The organism is Lacinutrix sp. (genome assembly GCF_029238095.1).
In the GTDB taxonomy this organism is placed as follows: domain Bacteria; phylum Bacteroidota; class Bacteroidia; order Flavobacteriales; family Flavobacteriaceae; genus Lacinutrix.
On sequence record NZ_JAQWGS010000012.1, the window covers coordinates 47,408 to 69,555 of the forward strand.

Annotated in this window: 19 protein-coding genes; 13 read left to right on the top strand and 6 right to left on the bottom strand. The window is 32.3% G+C overall.

The genetic code is table 11. The features are described 5' to 3' along the window. Position 1: 1 nt before the first annotated feature. The 5 genes from P8H50_RS04020 (at position 2) to P8H50_RS04040 (ending at position 6,039) form a co-directional block, all read left to right on the top strand. Entirely contained in the window at positions 2-1,372 is a 1,371-nt protein-coding gene (locus P8H50_RS04020) for an aminotransferase class V-fold PLP-dependent enzyme (protein ID WP_300205861.1), read from the top strand. Between the two features lie 97 nt (positions 1,373-1,469). Then, positions 1,470-3,002 carry a glutamine-hydrolyzing GMP synthase gene (guaA, locus tag P8H50_RS04025; RefSeq protein ID WP_300205863.1) on the top strand — a complete coding sequence of 511 codons (1,533 nt, stop codon included), beginning with the start codon at positions 1,470-1,472 and terminating at the stop codon, positions 3,000-3,002. 232 nt (positions 3,003-3,234) lie between these two features. After that, positions 3,235-5,211: a LysM peptidoglycan-binding domain-containing protein gene (locus P8H50_RS04030; protein ID WP_300205864.1), complete on the top strand. Its 1,977-nt coding sequence runs from the start codon at positions 3,235-3,237 to the stop codon at positions 5,209-5,211. Positions 5,212-5,242: 31 nt separating this feature from the next. Further along, positions 5,243-5,803 carry a hypothetical protein gene (locus tag P8H50_RS04035; protein WP_300205865.1) on the top strand — a complete coding sequence of 187 codons (561 nt, stop codon included), beginning with the start codon at positions 5,243-5,245 and terminating at the stop codon, positions 5,801-5,803. Beyond that, complete coding sequence (locus tag P8H50_RS04040; RefSeq protein WP_300205866.1) at positions 5,803-6,039, top strand: DUF3820 family protein; 237 nt, start codon at positions 5,803-5,805, stop codon at positions 6,037-6,039. The genes P8H50_RS04035 and P8H50_RS04040 overlap by 1 nt, the downstream gene beginning before the upstream one ends. Before the next feature lie 142 nt (positions 6,040-6,181). Here the strand turns inward: P8H50_RS04040 and arsB are convergent, their stop codons facing one another. The 5 genes from arsB to P8H50_RS04065 form a co-directional block, all read right to left on the bottom strand. Then, the gene (gene arsB, locus P8H50_RS04045; protein ID WP_300205868.1) at positions 6,182-7,228 is read right to left on the bottom strand and encodes an ACR3 family arsenite efflux transporter; all 1,047 of its coding nucleotides are present in this window, start codon (positions 7,226-7,228) and stop codon (positions 6,182-6,184) included. A 3-nt stretch (positions 7,229-7,231) separates the two neighbouring features. Further along, on the bottom strand, positions 7,232-7,864 hold the full coding sequence (locus tag P8H50_RS04050; RefSeq protein WP_300205870.1) for a protein-tyrosine-phosphatase: 633 nt from the start codon (positions 7,862-7,864) through the stop codon (positions 7,232-7,234). Positions 7,865-7,887: 23 nt separating this feature from the next. After that, positions 7,888-8,355, bottom strand: coding sequence for a DUF6428 family protein (locus P8H50_RS04055; protein ID WP_300205871.1), 468 nt, complete (start codon positions 8,353-8,355; stop codon positions 7,888-7,890). Between the two features lie 48 nt (positions 8,356-8,403). Beyond that, on the bottom strand, positions 8,404-8,736 hold the full coding sequence (locus P8H50_RS04060) for a metalloregulator ArsR/SmtB family transcription factor (RefSeq protein WP_300205872.1): 333 nt from the start codon (positions 8,734-8,736) through the stop codon (positions 8,404-8,406). Between the two features lie 188 nt (positions 8,737-8,924). Next, positions 8,925-10,742 carry a glycoside hydrolase family 2 TIM barrel-domain containing protein gene (locus P8H50_RS04065; protein WP_300205873.1) on the bottom strand — a complete coding sequence of 606 codons (1,818 nt, stop codon included), beginning with the start codon at positions 10,740-10,742 and terminating at the stop codon, positions 8,925-8,927. 202 nt (positions 10,743-10,944) lie between these two features. Here P8H50_RS04065 and P8H50_RS04070 point away from each other — a divergent pair, with 202 nt between their 5' ends. The 3 genes from P8H50_RS04070 (at position 10,945) to P8H50_RS04080 (ending at position 15,454) form a co-directional block, all read left to right on the top strand. Further along, a complete protein-coding gene (locus P8H50_RS04070) occupies positions 10,945-12,561 on the top strand; it encodes a CTP synthase (RefSeq protein ID WP_300205874.1) in 1,617 nt (538 codons plus the stop codon). Between the two features lie 133 nt (positions 12,562-12,694). Then, positions 12,695-14,611, top strand: a complete 1,917-nt coding sequence (gene yidC / locus P8H50_RS04075) for a membrane protein insertase YidC (protein ID WP_300205875.1) — start codon at positions 12,695-12,697, stop codon at positions 14,609-14,611. A 144-nt stretch (positions 14,612-14,755) separates the two neighbouring features. Continuing rightward, complete coding sequence (locus P8H50_RS04080) at positions 14,756-15,454, top strand: toxin-antitoxin system YwqK family antitoxin (RefSeq protein ID WP_300205877.1); 699 nt, start codon at positions 14,756-14,758, stop codon at positions 15,452-15,454. Between the two features lie 114 nt (positions 15,455-15,568). On the opposite strand, the gene P8H50_RS04085 is transcribed toward P8H50_RS04080, so the two are convergent. Continuing rightward, on the bottom strand, positions 15,569-16,567 hold the full coding sequence (locus P8H50_RS04085) for a fasciclin domain-containing protein (RefSeq protein ID WP_300205879.1): 999 nt from the start codon (positions 16,565-16,567) through the stop codon (positions 15,569-15,571). Between the two features lie 227 nt (positions 16,568-16,794). Here P8H50_RS04085 and mnmA point away from each other — a divergent pair, with 227 nt between their 5' ends. The 5 genes from mnmA (at position 16,795) to P8H50_RS04110 (ending at position 22,086) form a co-directional block, all read left to right on the top strand. After that, entirely contained in the window at positions 16,795-17,985 is a 1,191-nt protein-coding gene (gene mnmA / locus P8H50_RS04090) for a tRNA 2-thiouridine(34) synthase MnmA (protein WP_300205881.1), read from the top strand. Positions 17,986-18,045: 60 nt separating this feature from the next. After that, the gene (locus P8H50_RS04095; RefSeq protein WP_300205883.1) at positions 18,046-18,987 is read left to right on the top strand and encodes a nitronate monooxygenase; all 942 of its coding nucleotides are present in this window, start codon (positions 18,046-18,048) and stop codon (positions 18,985-18,987) included. A gap of 147 nt (positions 18,988-19,134) precedes the next feature. Next, the gene (locus P8H50_RS04100; protein WP_300205885.1) at positions 19,135-20,388 is read left to right on the top strand and encodes a hypothetical protein; all 1,254 of its coding nucleotides are present in this window, start codon (positions 19,135-19,137) and stop codon (positions 20,386-20,388) included. Between the two features lie 85 nt (positions 20,389-20,473). Further along, entirely contained in the window at positions 20,474-21,847 is a 1,374-nt protein-coding gene (locus P8H50_RS04105) for an MATE family efflux transporter (protein WP_300205887.1), read from the top strand. An 11-nt stretch (positions 21,848-21,858) separates the two neighbouring features. After that, a complete protein-coding gene (locus tag P8H50_RS04110; protein WP_300205889.1) occupies positions 21,859-22,086 on the top strand; it encodes a hypothetical protein in 228 nt (75 codons plus the stop codon). Positions 22,087-22,148 lie beyond the last annotated feature (62 nt).

The window sequence follows — 22,148 nt, forward strand, 5'->3', positions numbered from 1 at the left end:
TATGCATAAAATAGATATTGAGTTAATAGAAATGACTTTGGATATCATGAAATATGCCATTGGTAGAATTTCTGCAACAGAGCATCCTATTGGTAAACCAAAAAAATACGAAGAATTAAAAGCTTTAGTAGGAGAATCTATCACAAATAAGGGTGTTGGAGGAGAGTATGCTTTTAATTTATGGAAAGAGCATTTAGCAAAAGCAAATGTACCAGTAGATCACCCAAGAAATTTAGCTTTTGTGCCTGCTTCACCAACACGAGCAGCAGTTATGTTCGATCTGGTTACATCTGCTTCAAGTATTCATGGAGCTTATTGGATGGAAGGCGCAGGAGGAATATTTTGCGAAAACGAAGCTATGAAATGGATTGTCTCTCTTACAGGATTACCAGAAGGTGCTTTTGGTGTGTTTACAAGTGGTGGTACAGCAGCAAATCTATCTGCCATTGTTACTGCAAGAGAATATTGGAGAGAAGATGAAACTTACAAAAGAGAAAAAGGATTAATAATTACTTCTATTGGAGCACATTCATCTATTAAAGCAATGGCCAAGGTTGCAGATGTTGATATTTTATTAGTAGAATCTGAAGAGCGCTTAACAGGAAAAGCACTCAGCGATACTATAGATAAGTTAAACTTTCACCAACGTAAGCGTTTATTTGCAGTTGTAGCAACAGGAGGAACTACAAATGCAGGAATTATTGACGATTTAGAAGGTATAGCAGATGTTTGCAAAAAAGAAAATATTTGGTTTCATGTTGATGCAGCTTATGGAGGAGGAGCTTTAGCAGCAGATTCTGTAAGGCATCTATTTAACGGAATTGAAAGATCTGATAGTATTACCATAGATCCTCACAAGTGGATGTTTTCACCTTACGATTGTGGAGCCGTTATTTATAAAAATCCAGAACTGGCAAAAAAAGCACATTCGCAACAAGGTTCTTATTTAGATATTTTTAAGGATGAAGGTGCTCATGGTTTTAATCCAACAGATTATCAAATTCAACTTACACGTCGTGTTCGTGGATTGCCACTATGGTTTTCACTAGCTACGCATGGTACAGATAAATATAAACAAGCAGTAGAACGAGGCATCGAGTTGGCTCAAATTGCTGGTAAGTTAATAGAAGAAAATCCAAATGTAGAATTAGTTAGAGCGCCAAGTCTATCTTGTGTGCTTTATAGAAGAATAGGTTGGAAGCCAGAAGATTATACACACTGGACCTACGAAAACCATAAAAAAGGATTTGCTTTAGTAACACCAACCAAATGGAAAAATGGTGATACATTCGAGACCGTTTCTCGTTTTTGTTTCATTAGTCCAGATACCACAGAAAACGATATTCAAATGATTTTGGATTCGATGAATTAATAACAAAATTGAACCTTTAAGTTTTCGTTAAATGGTTATTATTTTAAAATTTGTTTTGTTAAACTATTAATTAAAAAATCAATTACTATTTTTGCACATGCAACACGATAAAGTACTTATTTTAGATTTCGGATCGCAATACACACAACTTATTGCGCGTAGAGTTAGAGAACTTAATATCTATTCCGAAATATTTCCTTTCAATAAAATTCCAGCAAATTTAAACGACTACAAAGCGGTTATTCTCTCGGGAAGTCCAATGTCTGTAAGGTCTGCCGAAGCATTTCATCCAGATTTAAAAGGTGTTAGAGGTGTAAAACCAATGCTTGCAGTTTGTTATGGTGCGCAATATTTAGCTCATTTTTCAGGAGGAGAAGTAGCAGAATCTAACACAAGAGAATATGGTCGTGCTAACTTAAGTTTTGTAGAAGAGGATGCTTTTTTAAAAGGTATTTCTTCAGGAAGTCAAGTCTGGATGAGCCATAGCGATACTATTAAAAACTTACCAACAAACGGCAAGCTTTTAGCAAGTACACACGATGTTAAAAATGCAGCTTATAAAATAGAAGGTGAAACCACTTACGCCATACAATTTCATCCAGAAGTATATCACAGTACAGATGGAAAACAATTACTAGAAAACTTTTTAATAGGTATTGCAAATGTTAATCCAGACTGGACACCAAATGCATTTGTGGGTGAAACCGTTGAAGATTTACAAAAGCAAATAGGAAACGATAAAGTAGTTCTTGGATTGTCTGGTGGAGTTGATTCTTCTGTTGCAGCCATGTTATTACACAAAGCCATTGGTAAAAACCTTTATTGTATTTTCGTTAACAACGGTTTATTGCGTAAAAACGAATTTACAGATGTATTAGAACAATATAAAGGCATGGGATTAAACGTAAAAGGCGTAGATGCTTCGGCACGCTTTTTGGAAGCACTTGCAGGAAAGAGTGATCCAGAAGAAAAACGTAAAGCCATAGGTCGTGTATTTATAGAAGTTTTTGATGATGAAGCACATGAAATAGAAGATGTAACCTATTTAGCACAAGGCACCATATATCCAGACGTTATAGAAAGTGTAAGTGCAACAGGAGGACCAAGTGCGACTATAAAAAGTCATCATAATGTTGGTGGACTACCAGATTTTATGAAACTTAAAATTGTAGAGCCATTAAAAGCCTTGTTTAAAGATGAGGTGCGTCGCGTAGGCGCATCTATGGACATGGATCCAACGCTTTTAGGTCGTCATCCTTTTCCTGGACCAGGTTTGGCTATTAGAATTTTGGGCGATATTACTCTAGAAAAAGTGCGTATTTTGCAAGAAGTCGATGCTGTTTTTATTAATGGATTAAGAGACGCTGGATTGTACGATAAAGTTTGGCAAGCAGGTGCTATTTTATTACCTGTAAATAGTGTAGGAGTTATGGGAGACGAGCGTACATATGAAAAATGTGTTGCACTTAGAGCAGTAGAAAGTACAGATGGTATGACTGCAGATTGGGTAAATTTACCATACGAATTTCTGCAAAAAACAAGTAACGACATAATAAACAAAGTAAAAGGCGTTAATAGAGTGGTGTACGATATTAGTAGTAAACCTCCAGCAACAATAGAATGGGAATAAAGTTGTTATTTCGAGTGATTTGAGAAGAACAAGCAAATAGTATCGAGAAGTAACCGATTTTATAAATAATATTAATAATTATGGCGTTTCAGTTTGTTAATACCTATAAGGTTTTTAGAAGTCTTTCAGGATTACAAAAAGTCATGTTTTTTGTTATATCTTTTTTTGCCATACATGGAAAAAAAAGATACCATTACAACCGCTAACGCAACTTATTACGTACAATATACATATGAAGAAAATAATATACATCTTAAGCCTGTTTATACTATTGGCTTGTGGCTCTGCAAACGCACAGAAGTACAATACACATCGAGTTAAATCTGGAGAAACAATAGAAAGTATTGCTAAAAAACACAAGGTATCTGCTTCAGATATTTATAAACTCAATCCAGATTCTAGAAAAAAAATAAATGTTAATTCCATTTTAATTATTCCAAAGGCAGGCAGTGTAGCTTCTACCAAAACAACTGTAACATCAGAAAAGGAAAAAGTTGTTGAGAATGTATTCGATAGGTACCAAAAACACAAAACAAAACGTAAAGAGACACTATATAGTATTTCTAAAAAGTATGATGTAGACATTGAAGACATAAAAAAACACAATAAGTTCTTATATGCAAATAACCTAAGAAAAGGAGATAAACTACAAATACCTATTTATAAAAAAATCACCTACGTTACTGTCCCAGAAGTAGTTGTTGCAGAAAACACAACTTATGTTGTACAACCAAAAGAAGGAAAATGGAGAATAGCTTATAAATATGGTATTACAGTTCAAGAGCTAGAAGCATTAAATCCTAACATGCCAAATATATTACAGCCAGGTCAAACTATTAATGTACCAAATTTAGAAACAGATAAAGTTAAGACTATAGAGGCAGAGTATAGTTACTATAAAGTGTTGCCAAAAGAAGGATTCTATAGGCTAAAAGTTAAATTAGGTATAGAACAAGCAGATTTAGAACGTTTAAACCCAGAATTAACAACTACTGGTTTAAAAGAAGGTATGATTTTAAAAGTGCCTTTAGATACCTCAGTTAATACTATAGAATTTGAAATAACCTCAAGCGATACGATTAGTAAGAATTTAGATTTTGTTAATTTATCTAATAAAGTAACAGATTACAATGTTAAAAACATTGCACTAATGTTGCCTTTTACGCTTAATAAAATAAATACAGATTCTATTTACGACACAAAGAATAAAATTAAAAACGATAGAACCTTAGCGATTACTTTAGATTTCTACACAGGAACTTTAGTGGCTTTCGATTCTCTTAAAAAATTAGGAATCAATTTAAAAGTCGATGTTTACGATACGCAAAATAGACTAAGCGAGGTTAATACCATTGTTAGAAGAAACGATTTTTCTGCAACTCACGCTTTTATAGGTCCATTACTATCTGGGAATTTTAATGCAGTTGCTAGTGCTTTAGAAAGCGATAATGTGCCTATAATTTCACCAATAGTTAAAACTGTTAATTTAGGGCCAAATGTGTTTCAATCAAGACCAAACGATGACAATTTAAAAGCTAAAATTGTAGATTATTTTAAAGCAGATTCAACAGCTCAAATTGTTGTGATTTCAGATCGAAATAATAAAGCAACAAGTACGATGCTTAAAGGTAGGTTTACCAATGCTAAATTAGTAAGTTCACGACTAGACAAGAAAACTCAAAAAGACGCATATTACATTGTAGAGCAGGATTTAATAGATGTTATTAAACCAGGTAATAATGTAGTGTTTTTAGAAACAGATAATGCAGGATTTGTATCTAACGTAACAAGTATACTTAATGGATTGCAAATAGAAGGTACTAAAATAACCTTAACCACTACAAACCAAAATAATGCTTTTGAGGATGATGAGGTTTCTAATTACCACTTATCTAATTTACATTTTACATATCCTTCAATTAATAAAATTCTAAATTCAGAATCAAGTAATTCATTTGTAGAACAATACAAAAAGCTATACAACACTTCTCCTAATGCATACGCTATTCGTGGTTTTGATATAACTATGGACGTGGTATTACGTTTGGTAACGTCTCAAAATTTATTTGAGTCTGTAGACTATTCACCATCCACCTCTTATATCGAGAATAAGTTTTCATATAAAAAGAAGCCATTTGGAGGTTTCTACAACGAAAGTGTTTACTTAGTGCAATATAACGCATTAGAAATCGAAGAGATTAAGCAATAAGCAATGTAGATGTTTCGTTTCAATAAACAAAATGAAACACAATTTTACTATGACTACTTTTTTTATAATTATTAGTTTTTTGTTGTATTTTCAAAGTAGTGATACTAAAGAAATTTCATGGCATGAAAACCATAAACTAAAGTGGACTGATTTTAAAGGTAAGCCAGATGAAAATTCTAATGCAGCTGCTATAACAGCTTCTGGAATAACCTTTAGCTATTCTATACAAAAAACCAGTTCTCAAGTTGTTACTAGTTTTAAAACTAAGGTTTTTGCACATTTTTATCCTGAAGAGTCTTGGTGTAAAAAAAACCTAATAGACAACCATATTTTAACACACGAACAGTTTCATTTTAATATTACAGAATTACATGTCAGGTATTTTCGAGAGAAAATTGCAACATTAAGCGTGAGTAACGCTATTGAAAAGGAACTAACAAAAGCTCATAAAAAAGCGAATAACGACCTAGAAGCCATGCAACACCTTTACGATACAGAAACCAACTATTCTATAGATAGAGAAGGACAGCAAAAATGGAATGCTTTAGTAAACAAAGAATTAAAACGATTAGAGAAATATAAATCTAACTAATGCAACTACAGCCAGATAAAACGTTTCTAATTAAATTAGCACATACAAAAATGCCTTATGGTAAATACGAAGGTAGATACCTAATAGACTTACCAGAATATTATATTGTTTGGTATCACAACAAAGGATTCCCAAAAGGAAAACTAGGAGACATGCTAGAAACCGTTTATACGCTTAAATTAAATGGCTTAGAAGAATTGGTAAGGAATATACAACGTAATTTTTCTAAGTTGTAAAAGCTGGATTCAAGTTTTATTTAACGTTCTTATACATGAAAAGTAGTTTTGGATTTAGAAATTCCCTTACTGTTTAACCGTGAGACATCTTTTATTTTTAGGTTTTTTATAAATCTGCAAGCATTGAAAAATATATATTGCTTTAAGCGTTGGCTTTTCCATAATACTTTTTTCGCAACCAAAAGGAAACTCGAACCAATAAAATCAGCGCTGGAACTTCTACTAAAGGACCAATAACTCCTGCAAATGCTTGTCCTGAATTTAATCCAAAAACTGCAATAGCAACTGCAATTGCTAATTCAAAATTATTTCCAGCAGCTGTAAATGCAACCGAAGCGGTTTTGTCATATTCTGCTCCAGATGCTTTGGTAAAGAAAAATCCAATGATAAACATTAGCGTAAAATAAATAAGTAAAGGAATTGCAATAATTACAACATCCATTGGGATTTCTACAATCAATTCTCCTTTAAGTGAGAACATAACTACGATTGTAAACAAAAGCGCTATTAAAGTTATTGGCGAAATTGCCGGAATAAATGTATTGGTGTACCAATCCTCACCTTTCAATTTAACTAAAATTAATCTGCTTAAAATTCCCATCACGAAAGGAATACCTAAATAAATAGCAACACTTTCTGCAATTGTTCCGATTGAAATATCTACAATTGCTCCTTCAAAACCAAAATAGGGCGGAAGAACTGTAATAAAAAGCCAAGCATAAAAACTGTAAGCAAATACTTGAAAAACACTATTTAATGCAACTAAACCTGCTCCATATTCACTACTTCCTTCTGCAAGGTCGTTCCAAACCAAGACCATTGCAATACAACGAGCTAAACCAATTAGAATTAGTCCGACCATATATTCGGGATAATCACGTAAAAATGTAATTGCCAAAACAAACATTAAAACGGGACCAATTACCCAATTTAGAATAAGTGAAATAGAAAGGGTTTTTGTGTTTCTAAAAACCTTTGGTAACAAAGCATAATTAACCTTTGCCAAAGGTGGATACATCATTAAAATTAAACCAATCGCAATCGGAATATTGGTTGTTCCACTACTAAATGAGTTTATAATGTTTGGAAAAGATGGAATAAAATATCCAAGTCCAACTCCAATTGCCATTGCGACAAATATCCAAAGTGTTAGATTTCTGTCAAGAAAACTTAATTTTTTTGAAGCCATTTTTTATGAATTTATTTGAGAGAAAACGTAAAATAACTCTGTTGCTATTTGTAGACTTCTTTCATTGTATTTTTCTGCTTGCTGTGGTGTATTGTCAAATGCTTTTGGGTCTTCAAAAGTTATTGGAATACGTTTTTTTGCACCAGGAACAAATGGACAAGCTTCATTTGCTGAATCGCAAGTCATAATCGCTACAAATTCAGATTTTGGATTAAAATCGTCATCTAACTTTTTTGAAAATCCGATAATAGGATGCTCATTGTCGGCATATTTAATGCTGTAAATTGGGTTCTCGTTTTTTGAAATGGTGTTTATTTGAAATCCAGAATTTTGCAAAGTTTCTGCAACCATTGGAAAAAGAGCGGTACTTTCCGTGCCACCTGAATAACAAAACACATTTTTAATATTGAAATAATTTGCCATTGTTTGTGCCCAAACTTGCGATAAATGACTTCTTCTCGAATTATGAGTACAAATGAAATTGATACGAATTTCTTGATTTCCGGAAACCTTTGACTGAATAAAATCAGTTAGTGGTTGTAAAACTGTTTTACGTTCACTTGATATAGTTTCTGTATTTAATGATTTGATTAAATCTTCTATTTTTAAAAATAGGGTTGGTTTTGTTGTTATCATTTTTTTTAAAATTTAAATTGGTTTTAGCAACAGTTTCCATCTGGTGAACAGCAAGGTTCATCATTTAAATTAGATAATTTTACTTTTGTCTTTTCTACTGGAATTCCGCAATTGTCTTTTGCTAGACAATCGGTTTGTTTGTTAGTTAGCAAGAAGTTTTTGCCGTCAAAGTCTAGTCCAAATTTACCAATGGTATCTGCTTGATATTCTACTTCGATTTCTAAATCGGCTATTTTTAAGATTTTTTCCGAAAGTTCAATGATATTCAACAGCTTTTCGGGATGTAATCTGTGGTCGTAGTCGTTTGCATTCCAAAGTTGGAAGTTTACAACATCTTCTTTCCTTTCTGTTCCGCCACAATCGATAAAATGTTTTGTGATTTTACCAACTTCTGTAACGTGAAAGTGATTTGGAATTAATTCTCCGTTTGGTAATTGAAAACCTATAGTTTCCACTTCTCTTAATACTGATTTTGCTTGTGATAATTTCATAACTCTATTTGTTTATTGCGATTATACGATTAATTGATTCAAATTTTTTTAACAGCAATCTTGGCTTTTGCTTAAGTCTTGGTTTAGAAATTCGGTCATTATAGTTTTCATTACTGTCCAGTTTTCTTTGTGAATACAGTAACAAACACTCGTTCCTTCTACATTTCCTTTTATTAAGCCTAAATGTTTTAGTTCTTTTAAATGTTGTGATATTGTAGGTTGAGCTAATCCAATTTCGTTTACCAAATCTCCACAAACACAAGAGTTAATTTTAAACAAATGTTGTAAAATCGCTACTCTCGCAGGATGCCCGAAAACTTTTGCAAAAAGAGAAATTTCATTTTGTTGATCGGTAAATATTTCGGTTTTTGTTAATCCCATTTTCAGTAAATATTAATTTATTGCAATATTACGATAAATATTTGAGAGTTCAAATTTTTTTGACTTTGTATAATAGAACTCACAAATAAGTTGGCTTAATTTTTTAACAAAGTCAAGTATACTTTAATTAAATCAAAAATTTAAAAACAAATAAAGTAATAATTTGTTGTAAAATGGCGTATTTTAATCTATTCGAAAACAACATCATCAATATAAATTATTTGGTCACTTTTAAAGCCTCTTGAAAAAAGTGTAAAGCCAGACCTAATACAACTTAAGTCTAGTCTTTTGGTATTAATAGAGTATTGTTTCCATTTGGTGGTAAGTTTAACTTCTATAGCTTTTTTTGCTGTATCTGGAAAAGTTTTGTTTTTTCCTATTAAACCAAAACCAATGGTTGCCACCACATCTTTTTTATTGGCTTTTGCCCAAAAAGTGAGTTTTTTAGCTCCAGTAATATTGTATCCACCAAGAATATCTCCCCAATCATTAGCGGGATTTACAAGACCTAAGCCATACCAATCGTATTCTTGTTTGTATTCAATTTTCAAAGCTGCTTTTCCAGAGTGAACTTCGGTTTTATGCTGTGTATCAACAGTCATAACTTTATAATTTCCCATATAAGCAGATGCTGTATAAGGATCGTTATCGCCATCTTTATATACGTAAAATGGTAAACTAACCTTTGGAACTAGATATTTTTGATTTTTAGCATTTTCATCCAAAACAACAATAGATGTAGAGCCTATACCTATATTTTTATAACTGTCTTTTACATAGACATAAACTTTAATAGCTCCATTTTCTTTAGGCAATTGTATTTCGAAACCATTAACAAGGTCTCCTCTATAATGTAATGGGTTTATTTGGTCACGACGCTTTCTGCTTCCTGTACGTTGGTTGTACCCAAAGTTTACTTCTAAACTATCGTTCTCTAAGTCTTTGGTTTCTAGAACAACAGGAATCCAAGTTTCGCTTTGAAATTTCGAGTTTGGAAGTGTAAAGTTTATAACCTTTGGTACAGTGTTTAAAGGTTTATTGCCTGTAAATGCCTCTCTAATAGCCCAATATTGAGGTCGCGTCATGTTTTCATAATGTGTAAACAACCAAGGTGCCATAAACTCATTTCCTGAGGCATAATGAAAGACAAATACACCCAAGTTTTTAGATTTGTTTTTAATCCAATTATTGTAACCATTTAAAATAGTATCATACTTTTCTGTGTCGTTAGGCTCTACGATAACATCATTTATTTTTTGTTTAATATCCCATTCTCCAGTTACACCAAACTCTGTTAATATGTAGGGTTTGTTAATTCCTTTTTTTTTCAACTCTTCCTCTAGTAAATTTGCACTAGGACCATAACTATTAAGACCATAAATATCGAGGGAAGGTACATGCTTTTGCCACCAATCTAAACCAAAAGTCCAAGCCTCAACAGACGTTATAAGATGCTCAGTATCTTTTTGTTTGATTGCACTACAAATACGCTCTAATAATGTTGAATACGCCAGTTTTTCTTCATCTGTAGCTGTATTTAAATAGACTTCATTACCAATGCCCCAAATTAGAACTGCAGGATGATTTTTATAAGTATCAACAACATGTATAGCATTTTGGAACATATCTTCTTTACCTTTTGTATTCTCTATATAGTTAAAGCTATCATCGTCTTCCATTCCAGGTCTTCCATGTCGCATCCATATACCAAGCATTACTTTAATACTATTGGCATGCGCTGCATCTAATAATTTTGGAGTGTTTTCTCCTGTAGCCCAAGTTCTAATAGTATTTACACCAAGAAATTTTAAATCTTTAAAACTGGTGTCGTAATTATCAATATCTTTATTAAACCCAAACGTAACGCCTTTAATTTCGTATGGATTACTATCTACTAATAACTCCCAATTCCCATTATTTTTTGCAATAGTTGTTTGCGCATAAAGCATATTAATACCAATAGAAATTAAAATAGAGAAAATTATTTTTGTGAGATTTTTATTCATTATATGTGGTATGTAAATTAATATACGTTTTGAATATTTTTAATATAAACGTTATACAATGTAGTGGATTTTTTTTGAAAGTTAAGCGGTTTGCTTTATTCAAAATACAAATAATCTTTAATTTAGATCATTAAAAATAAAACTCTAAACACTTAGTTTTTCAACTTAAAATTGTAAATTTGCTCGCGTTTAACAACGCACAATGGCAACTACAACAAAATACATATTTGTAACAGGAGGAGTAACATCTTCACTAGGAAAAGGCATTATAGCAGCTTCTTTAGCGAAGTTACTTCAAGCACAAGGTTACAGAACCACAATTCAAAAGTTAGATCCTTATATTAACATAGATCCTGGAACTTTAAATCCTTACGAACATGGTGAATGCTATGTTACTGATGATGGTGCAGAAACCGATTTAGATTTAGGACACTACGAACGTTTTTTAAACGTACCTACAAGTCAAGCAAATAATGTAACCACAGGTCGTATATACCAAAGCGTAATAGAAAAAGAGCGTCGTGGTGAGTTTTTAGGTAAAACGGTTCAAGTTATTCCGCATATTACAGACGAAATAAAACACCGCATCCAAATTCTTGGAAACTCTGGAGATTACGATATTGTAATTACAGAAATTGGTGGTACAGTTGGTGACATAGAATCTTTGCCATACATTGAGGCCGTTAGACAATTAAAGTGGGACCTTGGAGAACACAATGCCCTAGTAATCCATTTAACATTAATTCCTTATTTATCTGCTGCTGGCGAATTAAAAACAAAGCCAACACAACACAGTGTGAAAACATTAATGGAAAGTGGAGTTCAGGCAAATATTTTAGTTTGTAGAACAGAACATGAACTACCTGAAGAATTAAGAGATAAGTTAGCACGATTTTGTAACGTAACAAAAGAGTCTGTAATTCAATCTATAGATGCATCAACCATATACGATGTGCCTAATTTAATGCTTGAGCAAGGTTTAGATACTATAGTTTTAAAAAAATTAGACCTAGAAAGTAATACACCTAATTTAGACCAATGGAACGCGTTTTTGAAACGACATAAAAATCCTAATTCTGAAGTAACTATCGGCTTAATAGGAAAGTATGTAGAGCTTCAAGATTCTTATAAGTCTATTTTAGAGTCTTTTATCCATGCAGGAGCAGAAAATGAAGTAAAAGTAAATGTAGAATCTGTGCATTCCGAATATTTAAATGGTGACAATGCAAAAGCTATGTTATCTCATTTAGATGGTGTTTTAGTAGCACCAGGATTTGGAGAAAGAGGTATAGAAGGTAAAATTGATGCTGTAAGATATGTGCGCGAAAATAATATTCCGTTTTTAGGAATCTGTTTAGGTATGCAAATGGCAGTAATTGAGTTTTCTCGTAATGTTTTAGGTTTAGAAGATGCCAATTCTACAGAAATGAATGCTAACACAAAGCATCCAGTTATCGATTTAATGGAAGCTCAAAAAACCATTACAGATAAAGGTGGCACCATGCGTTTAGGTGCTTGGGATTGCAAACTAACTCCTGATAGCATAGTAGGGAAACTTTATAATACTGAGATTATTAAGGAGCGACACAGACACCGTTACGAATTTAACAGTGATTATAAAACACAAATTGAAGCAAAAGGAATGCTAGCCACAGGTTTAAATCCTGAAACAAACCTTGTTGAAATAGTAGAAATACCAAGCCATCCTTGGTTTGTTGGTGTTCAATATCACCCAGAATATAAAAGTACAGTCGCAAAACCGCATCCTCTTTTTATAGCGTTTGTAGCTGCAGCTTTAAAGCATAAAAAAAACAATTAAGATGTCACTATGGCATAAAATAAATAACGGATTACTTTTTGAAGAGTAATGCTCTAGAACAAAAACCTGTTTGTTTTATAACTAACAGGTTTTTTAAATTAACTAATTAGTTTACCGCTTTAGCGGAAATAACATGGAAGAAAAGAAATTAGACGTAAAATCAATAATAGGATTCGTGCTTATATTCGCAATCTTATTGTTTATGATGTGGAAAAACCAACCATCACCAGAAGAAGTTGCAGCTGAAAAAGCGAAACAAGAATTAGTAGAAGCAGAAAAGACTAAAGCAGAAACTGAAGCAATAGAGAAAGATGAGCCTAAAGTTTTAGCTTCAGAAGATTTTTCTAATATTAAACCAGGAGATTCTTTACAAGAAGTAGCGCTTAAAAATAAATTTGGTGCTTTTGCTTATGGAATGGGTTTAACTTCAGAAGATGTAATTGTGGATAATGGTGTACTTCATTTAAAATTTTCAAAAATTGGTGGTCACTTATCAAAAGTTAAACTCAGCAAGTTTGTAGATTTCGATTCTATTCCTATTTACTTAGTTAAAGATAATAATGCGAGTTTTAATATCAATCTTGGAACTACAGAAAGCAGAATATTAAATACTAAGGATTTACCATTTCAATCTAAAGTCACTAAAAACGGAGAAAATACTGTGGTTTCAATGAAGCTTAAAGTATCAGAAACCAAGTTTTTAGAATACTTATATGTTATCAAGCCTAACGATTACATGATAGATTTTACCATTAAATCTCAAGGTTTAAGTACTATTATTAATGGTTCTCAAGATGTAAAACTAGAATGGACGCAAAAAACTAAGCGTCACGATGAAAGTATAAGTTACGAAAACCGTTACACACGTTTAACTTACCAACATGATGGTGGAAATATTGATAAACTATCACAAACTGGAGAAGATGAAGAAACTGCAGAAAATGCAGATTGGTTATCTTTTAGACAACATTTCTTTAGCTCAATATTAGTGGCAGATAAGCCTCTAACATCTGTTTTATTATCGTCTAAAGACTTAGTAGAGGACGAAGATATAGATACTGTATACACAAAATCGTTTGGTGCAAAAACTAATTTAGTCTTTTCAGGAAACGAATTAAATACAACTTTCGGATTATTTTATGGACCAACAGATAGTGAAGTCCTAAAACCTTACAATAAAAATTTAGAAGAAAGTATACCACTTGGTTGGGGACTTTTTGGTTGGATAAATGAGTATATGTTTATTCCATTATTTAGTTTTTTAAGTAGCTTTCTACCATTTGGTATTGCTATTATTGTAATGACAGTACTTATTAAACTAGTTATGTCTTTTGTTCAGTATAAGCAGTATTTGTCTCAAATGAAAATGAAAATCCTTAAGCCAGAACTTGAGGCTATTCGTGAGAAGCATAAAGACAACAAAATGAAGGCGCAACAAGAAACAATGGCCTTGCAAAATAAAGCAGGAGCTAGTCCGCTTGCAGGATGTTTACCAGCTCTAATACAAATGCCAGTCTTCTATGCTCTATTTATGTTTTTTCCAACAGCCTTTGCTTTAAGACAAAAAAGTTTCCTTTGGGCAGACGATTTATCATCATTCGATGCCATATACCATTTTCCTTCAGGATTTAGTATTCCTATTTATGGAGATCATATTAGTTTATTTCCAATATTAGCAGGTATTGCTATTTTCTTCTATATGAAAATGACTACTGGACAGCAAGCAGCTTCTGCAGCACCACCACAAGAAGGTATGCCAGATATGCAAAAGATGATGAAATACATGATTTACTTTGCGCCAATAATGATGATTGTATTCTTTAACTCCTATGCATCAGGATTAAGTTTATACTATTTTATTTCAAACTTGATTAGTATTGGAATTATGTTAGTAATCAAGAATTACATCTTAGACGAAGATAAAATTCATGCACAAATGCAAGTTCAAAAAGCAAAACCTAAAAAGGAAAGTAAGTTTCAGAAAAAAATGAAAATGATGATGGAGCAGGCAGAGCAACAAAAACAAGCTCAAAAGAAGAATAAAAAATAAGCATAATATATTTTTAGAAGGCTGCCACTTATTATTTAAGTTTGGCAGCTTTTTTGTTTAATACAATTTGAATTTAAAAATCACGTTAACCAAATAGACTGCTATTACGTATTTGATACATATTACATTTAATAAAAAACAAAAATGAATAAGACCTTAATTTTACTAATCGCTTTAGTATCAAGTACTACTTTTGCACAAGAAATAAATCAAAAAGATGTTAATGGATTTCGCCATGGCGAATGGAGAAAAAATTTCGAAGGCACAAAAGTATTACGATACGAAGGACAATTTAATCATGGAGAAGAGATTGGTACCTTTAAATTTTATAAAAATATTGATGGACAATCTGTATTAACTGCTACAAGAACATTTTCGCCTAATAGTGATTTAGCCGAAGTCAAATTCTATTCTTCAACTAAAAACTTAATTAGCGAAGGTAAAACGCGAGGTAAAACTTATGTTGGTAAATGGATATATTACCATAACAAATCTAAAGTTGTCATGACAGAGGAGTTTTACGATCATAAAGGTAAGCTAGAAGGTTTAAAAAAAACCTATTATTTAAGCGGACAATTAGCACAACAAGAAAACTATAGTTCTGGGATTTTAGTAGGCGAATCTAAATGGTTTTCTGAGTCTGGTAAAGTAATTAGAGTTTTTAATTACCAAAATGGAGAGTTACATGGTCCTGCTAAAATATATGATGTTAAAGGTAATATTGAAATGGAAGGTGTTTATCAAAACGATAGACGCCATGGTATTTGGAAGTTTTATAAAAATGGAAAATTAGATAAAGAAAAAGACTTTACAAGACGAAGTAAAAGCCCTTATAAAAAGTAGTAAAAACAAACAAAGCACTTAGAAAGTATCTAAGCGCTTTGAATTAAATAAAAGGACTTGTATTTATCTATTAACCAACCGTAGAAAATGCCTTTTACCTTAAATATTTTAAAATTACATAGGTAATAATACTTTATTTACTGCATGTATTACTCCGTTAGAAGCTTGTACATCTACAGCAATAATACCTATATCTGTATTGTTAGAACCATCTGTTACATCTGCAATGTTTCCATTTGTTCCTGGTAATGTGATTGAAAAATCTTGACCTTGAACACTTGGTGCAGTTGTAGTTCCTGGGTTTGTTAATGATCCAGAAGTTACATTTCCAGCAGTAACATGGTGAGTTAGTACAGCAGTAAGTGTTGCGTCGTCAATATCTCCAGGTCCATTCCATGCTGGATTAGAATTCAATAAAGCTGTAAATGCAGCGTTAGTAGGTGCAAGAACAGTTAGAGGAGCAGTTGGAGTTGCATTTGTTAATGCAGTTGCTACAGCACCTTGATTTGGTAATAATACTGAAGCTTCTAAACTTGAAAAAGTGTCATCAGCTGTTGCGAAAGTTAATAATGTAGGTAAAGCTATTACTGTATCTACAACGTGTACAATACCATTACTCGTAGATATATCTGCTAAACCAGAAACAACACTAGAAGAACCATTAAAAGTTACACCAGCATTACCGTTAAAAAAGATACTTAAGTTAGTTCCACCAGGTCCTGAAGCTAGAGTATTTCTATATCCTGTGTTTCCAGCCAAAGCTCCAGATAAAATGTTTTCGTTATCTATAACATGGTTTAATAATACTTGTGTTAATACAGCATTATCAATATCTGTTATACTGTTCCAAGCCATATTACTATCTAGTAAATCTTGAAAAGCAGCATTAGTTGGTGCTAAAACTGTTCTTTGTCCATCTGCTGAAAGCGCATCGACTAATCCAGTTTGAATAACAGCTTCAACTAGCATACTTAAATCTGCAGTAGCTTGTGCTGTTTGTACAATGTTTAATGGCTGTGCTGCTGGTGGTGTGGTTGCGTCGTCATCATTACTACATGACCATACTAAAGATACAATAAGTAGTAATACTGGTAATTTTCTTAAATTTTTCATTGTTAATTGATTTTGTTTGTTAATATTCTTTTTAATTGCAATTATTTTGTTTTACAAACTTATTAAAAGATTAAACGCATCGAATTAAAGTTTTGTTAAACTTTTCACAACAATCGTTAAACAAAAAACTTAGAGGCTCTAGAATACTGAAATATTAGTTACAAAAAATTAAATTCTTGTATCTTTGTTGACTTAATATAAATCACCTTAAAGTTAAGGGAGTTAGAATGAAAAAAAGAGTAATTGTAGGACTTTCGGGAGGTGTAGATTCTAGTGTTGCTGCTTATTTATTAAAACAGCAAGGTTATGACGTAATCGGTCTTTTTATGAAAAACTGGCATGACGATTCTGTTACTATTTCAGACGAGTGTCCTTGGCTTGACGATAGTAACGATGCTATGTTAGTTGCAGAGAAATTAGGCATTCCTTTTCAAACTGTAGATTTGAGCGCGCAATACAAAGAGCGTATTGTAGACTATATGTTTAATGAATATGAAAAAGGACGCACACCAAATCCAGATGTTTTATGCAATAGAGAAATAAAGTTCGATGTTTTCATGAAAATTGCTTTAGACCTTGGTGCAGATTATGTTGCGACTGGTCATTACTGTAGAAAAGGGACAATTGAAAAAGACGTTAAAGAAGTGTTTCAATTATTGGCAGGAAAAGATAATAATAAAGACCAATCTTATTTTCTATGCCAATTATCACAAGAACAATTAGCCAAAGCATTGTTTCCAATTGGAGAGCTTCAAAAACCAGAAGTACGTGATATTGCAGCAAAAGCAGACTTAATTACTGCAGATAAAAAAGATTCTCAAGGGCTTTGTTTTATAGGTAAAGTACGTTTGCCAGATTTTCTTCAACAACAATTAAAACCAAAAGAAGGTGTAATAGTTGAAATTCCAAAGAATAATTTTAATTACACAAACACTAAAAAGTCTTTCAATACAAAAACTGAGGAGCTTCAATATTTGAGTAGAAAAGCAGAATATGCAGTAGCGGATGGTGAAGTTGTAGGTAAGCATCAAGGTGCACATTATTTTACAAAAGGTCAACGTAAAGGTTTGTCTGTTGGAGGAAAAGTAGAGCCTTTATTTGTTATCGATACTGATGTCAAGGAAAACGTTATTTATACAGGACAAGGCAAAAATCATCCTGGTTTATATAAACGCGCTTTATTTGTCTCTAATGAAGAATTGCATTGGGTAAGACCAGATTTAGCATTAAAGACAGATGAGACCATGAATGTTTTAGCCCGAATTCGCTATAGACAACCATTAGACAAAGCAACATTATACAAAGTAGATTCTGGTTTGTATGTTGAATTCGAAAATTTACAATCTGCGATTACTGAAGGTCAATTTGTGGCTTGGTATTTAGAAGACGAGTTGGTTGGTTCTGGAGTAATTTCTTAAAATATTAAAGTATCATTTATGTCACGCTAAGCTTGAATAAGCATTTTACAAACTAATATTATGCAAAATAAAATAACATCACTTTTTAAAATACAACACCCAATTATACAAGCAGGAATGATTTGGAATTCTGGTTGGCGATTAGCTTCTGCAGCAAGTAATTCTGGAATTCTTGGTCTTATTGGGGCAGGAAGTATGTATCCTCATATACTTAGAGAACACATTCAAAAATGTAAAGCAGCTACTAATAAACCTTTTGGTGTAAATGTACCTATGCTATATCCAAACATTACAGAGATTATGGATATTATTGTAGAGGAAGGTGTTAAAATTGTATTTACATCAGCAGGAAATCCAAAAACATGGACAAAATGGTTGCAAGATAAAGGAATAACAGTTGTACATGTTGTAAGTAGTGTAAAGTTTGCATTAAAAGCACAAGAAGCAGGAGTTGATGCTGTAGTTGCCGAAGGTTTTGAAGCTGGAGGACACAATGGTCGTGACGAAACTACAACACTAACCTTAATACCAATGGTAAAAGAGCAATTGCAAATACCGTTAATTGCAGCTGGTGGTATTGCTACAGGAAAAGCCATATTAGCTTGTATGGTTCTTGGAGCAGACGGAGTTCAAGTTGGAAGTCGTTTTGTAGCGAGTGAAGAATCTTCGGCACACCAAGCATTTAAGCAAGTTGTAGTAGATGCTAAAGAAGGCGATACACAACTCACTTTAAAAGAATTAGCTCCAGTTAGACTTATTAAGAATAAATTCTACAACCAGTTACAAGAACTTTACAAAACAGCACCAACTCCAGAACAACTAAAAGAACTATTAGGAAGAGCAAGAGCAAAACGAGGGATGTTTGAAGGCGATTTAGAAGATGGCGAATTAGAAATTGGTCAAATTGCAGGATTAATACACGATATTAAGTCTGTTAAGGATATTGTTGCCGAAATGGTTGAAGAGTTTGAAGCGGCTAAGGTTTCTGTATCTAAATTATAGCTTCACATTAAGGTCTACTAAGATGTTTTATCTTCTTAACACAATATATTATCAGTTTTTATGAAAAGGCTTTTACTTTTATTTCTTGCGGTTTTGAATCTGTCTTTTCAATCTAAAGATAACTTAAATAGCGTTTTAAATAATTGTTTGATTTCTGATACAGAAAGCAATATTGCCAGAATAAATCCTATAATAGTCACAGAAATTGATGAAGCAAATAATAGGATTAAAACAAATTACAAGGCATTAACAAACCTATTAATTAAAGCCACAGATAATCAAGTCTGGTTTATCACGCAAAGTGAAGAAGCCAGTAATATGGTAGAAATTATAAGTGTAGATGAAGATTCTGGTTGGATAACACTTGGAGAAACATATGCAGGTTTTTTTAATATGGACGAAGGTGAAACCTTAGAGTTCTTTAATCCGTTTATTAATTATAAAATTATTAATAATAAGCCCTTATTTAAAGACTACCCAACACATATAGAAGAGGAGTATATTAATTATATCCAATCTGGAGGTATTATTAAAAGAGCAGAAAACGATTATGTATTATTAATACCAGTTGTTTTTGGAGCTCACGAAAAAAGAGCTATTTATCATGCAACAAGTCCAGATTTAGAAAACTGGATATTTCAAGAAAAAAAGTTATTGAGTACAGATCAGATTCCGTTTGCCAAGAGAACAGGAAATGTATTTAGTACTGGAAATCCTTTAGAATTACAAGATGGTACTTTTTTGGTGCTTCTAGGAGTAGAGCAGCCTAATGGGAACTTTACATCAGCTTACATGATTATTAATAAAGTACTTGAAATTGTTAAACAACCTCAAGAAATACAAATTCCCGAATGGCATGGTGCTTCACAAAATAGTTTCCCGTTAGCTGTTACAAAACATAATGGTTTATATAGAGTATTATTACATAGAAGGAGTTCTAATTTTATTGAGTCTGAAATTCATGAAATCACAACAAAAAATATTCTAGAATTGTTTAATACTAATAATGGTGTTTTGTCGTCTCAAGTTATTCATAAAGCAAAAAATGAAACAGGCTATCTGCATGGTAAAGCAGATGATGCAAGTTATATATCGTATAATTCTAAACTTTATATTTTAATTGGTAGCGAAGAACTACCGTCAGAATATTTAACCTCGTTTAATAGAGAGTATGGACTAATGTCTTTAGAAGACAAGCAATGGATTCATGATGAACGAAGTCCTTTAATTGTAAATCCTGTAAATATTTATAATAAATATCCTGAATTTGAGTGGACCTCAGACCATTTAGGAGGATTTATTTCACCACTAATTCGTGATGATTATTTGTATCTGTTTTTAACTTTTGGAACTGATAATCCAGATTACCTTATCTCTGGTATTAAGATTAAATTGGAATAAAAATTTACTTCGTTATTTTATTAGATTTCTAAAAACTCTCAAAATAAAATTCGTAAACCAATAACCTAAGCACTACTTTTGCCAAATGGTTTTAAGCAACTACACTAAAGAGTTTAAATACAATTGGAAACTAGCAGCACCAGTAATGTTAGGTATGCTTGGTCATACCTTTGTTAGCTTTGTAGACAATATTATGGTTGGCCAATTAGGTACAGCAGAATTAGCTGCAGTATCACTGGGAAACAGTTTTATGTTTATTGCTATGTCTCTTGGTATTGGTTTTAGTACAGCCATAACGCCTTTGGTAGCAGAAGCAGATGCTGCAAAGGATTTTGCAGGAGGAAAATCGGCATTAAAGCATGGTATCTTTCTGTGTTCGGTTTTAGGTGTTTTATTATTCTTACTCTTATTTTTTGCAAAGCCTTTAATGTATTTAATGAATCAACCTATTGAAGTTGTAGAATTAGCCATGCCATATTTAGATTTGGTTGCGTTTTCTTTAATTCCGTTAATTATTTTTCAAGCGTTTAAACAATTTAGTGATGGTTTGTCTATGACAAAGTATCCTATGTATGCTACAATTTTAGCGAATGTTATAAATGTAGCTTTAAACTATGTACTAATTTTTGGAAAACTTGGTTTTCCAGAATTAGGAATTGTTGGTGCAGCTTATGGAACTTTAGTATCACGATTTGTTATGTTGTGGTATTTGTGGTATTTATTAAAGAAAAAAGAGAAGTCTAAAGCTTTTGTAACTAATATTAAATTATTTGTTTTAGATACTTTAATGCTAAGAAAAATTATAGATTTAGGAGCACCAAGTGCCATGCAAATGTTTTTTGAAGTCACCATTTTTACAGCAGCGATTTGGTTAAGTGGTTTGCTAGGTAAAAATCCACAGGCTGCAAACCAAATAGCTTTAAACTTAAGTTCTATGACTTTTATGGTCGCTATGGGAATAGGTGTTGCGTCTATGATTAGAGTAGGTAATCAAAAAGGTTTAAAAAAATACCATGAGTTACGTCGTATAGCTTTCTCTTTATTTTTATTGGGTACTATTTTCGCTATTGGCTTTGCTATTTTGTTTGCCATATTTCATAATTATTTACCAAGAATTTATGTAGATTTTGACGATGTTGTTAATTTTGATGATAATATGGAAGTGGTAAGTATTGCCTCAAAATTATTATTGGCAGCCGCTGTTTTTCAAATAAGTGATAGTATTCAAGTTTTAGTTTTAGGTGCATTACGTGGTTTACAAGATGTAAAAATTCCTACATTAATAACCTTTATTTCTTATTGGTTAGTTGGTTTTCCTATCAGTTGGTTTTTAGGTAAAGAAAACGCTTATGCTAGTTTTGGTATTTGGTTAGGATTATTAGCTGGTTTAACAACAGCTTCAATTTTATTGTATTTAAGATTCAATTATCTCACGAAAAAGTTAATTTTACAAAAATAAAACAACTAAAAATGACACTTCCAAAATTCATACTAGGCGATAATACCGATTTTCCAAACGCTATTTTTGTAATCCATACAGAGTTTCCAATGTTTATCATAAACTTAGAAGACGATGAGGTGGAATGGTTAGAGGACTTTGACCAGCATGATCAAAAAGAGTTAGAAATGGAAACAGAAAATTTGATAAAAGAAGCCACAGCTTTTTACGATAGAGAAGTTACGCGTTACGATGAATAATACAGTTGTCTTTGCTAGCCGCTTTTATAGACAAATTGTAATCTCAATAAATAATAACTAAA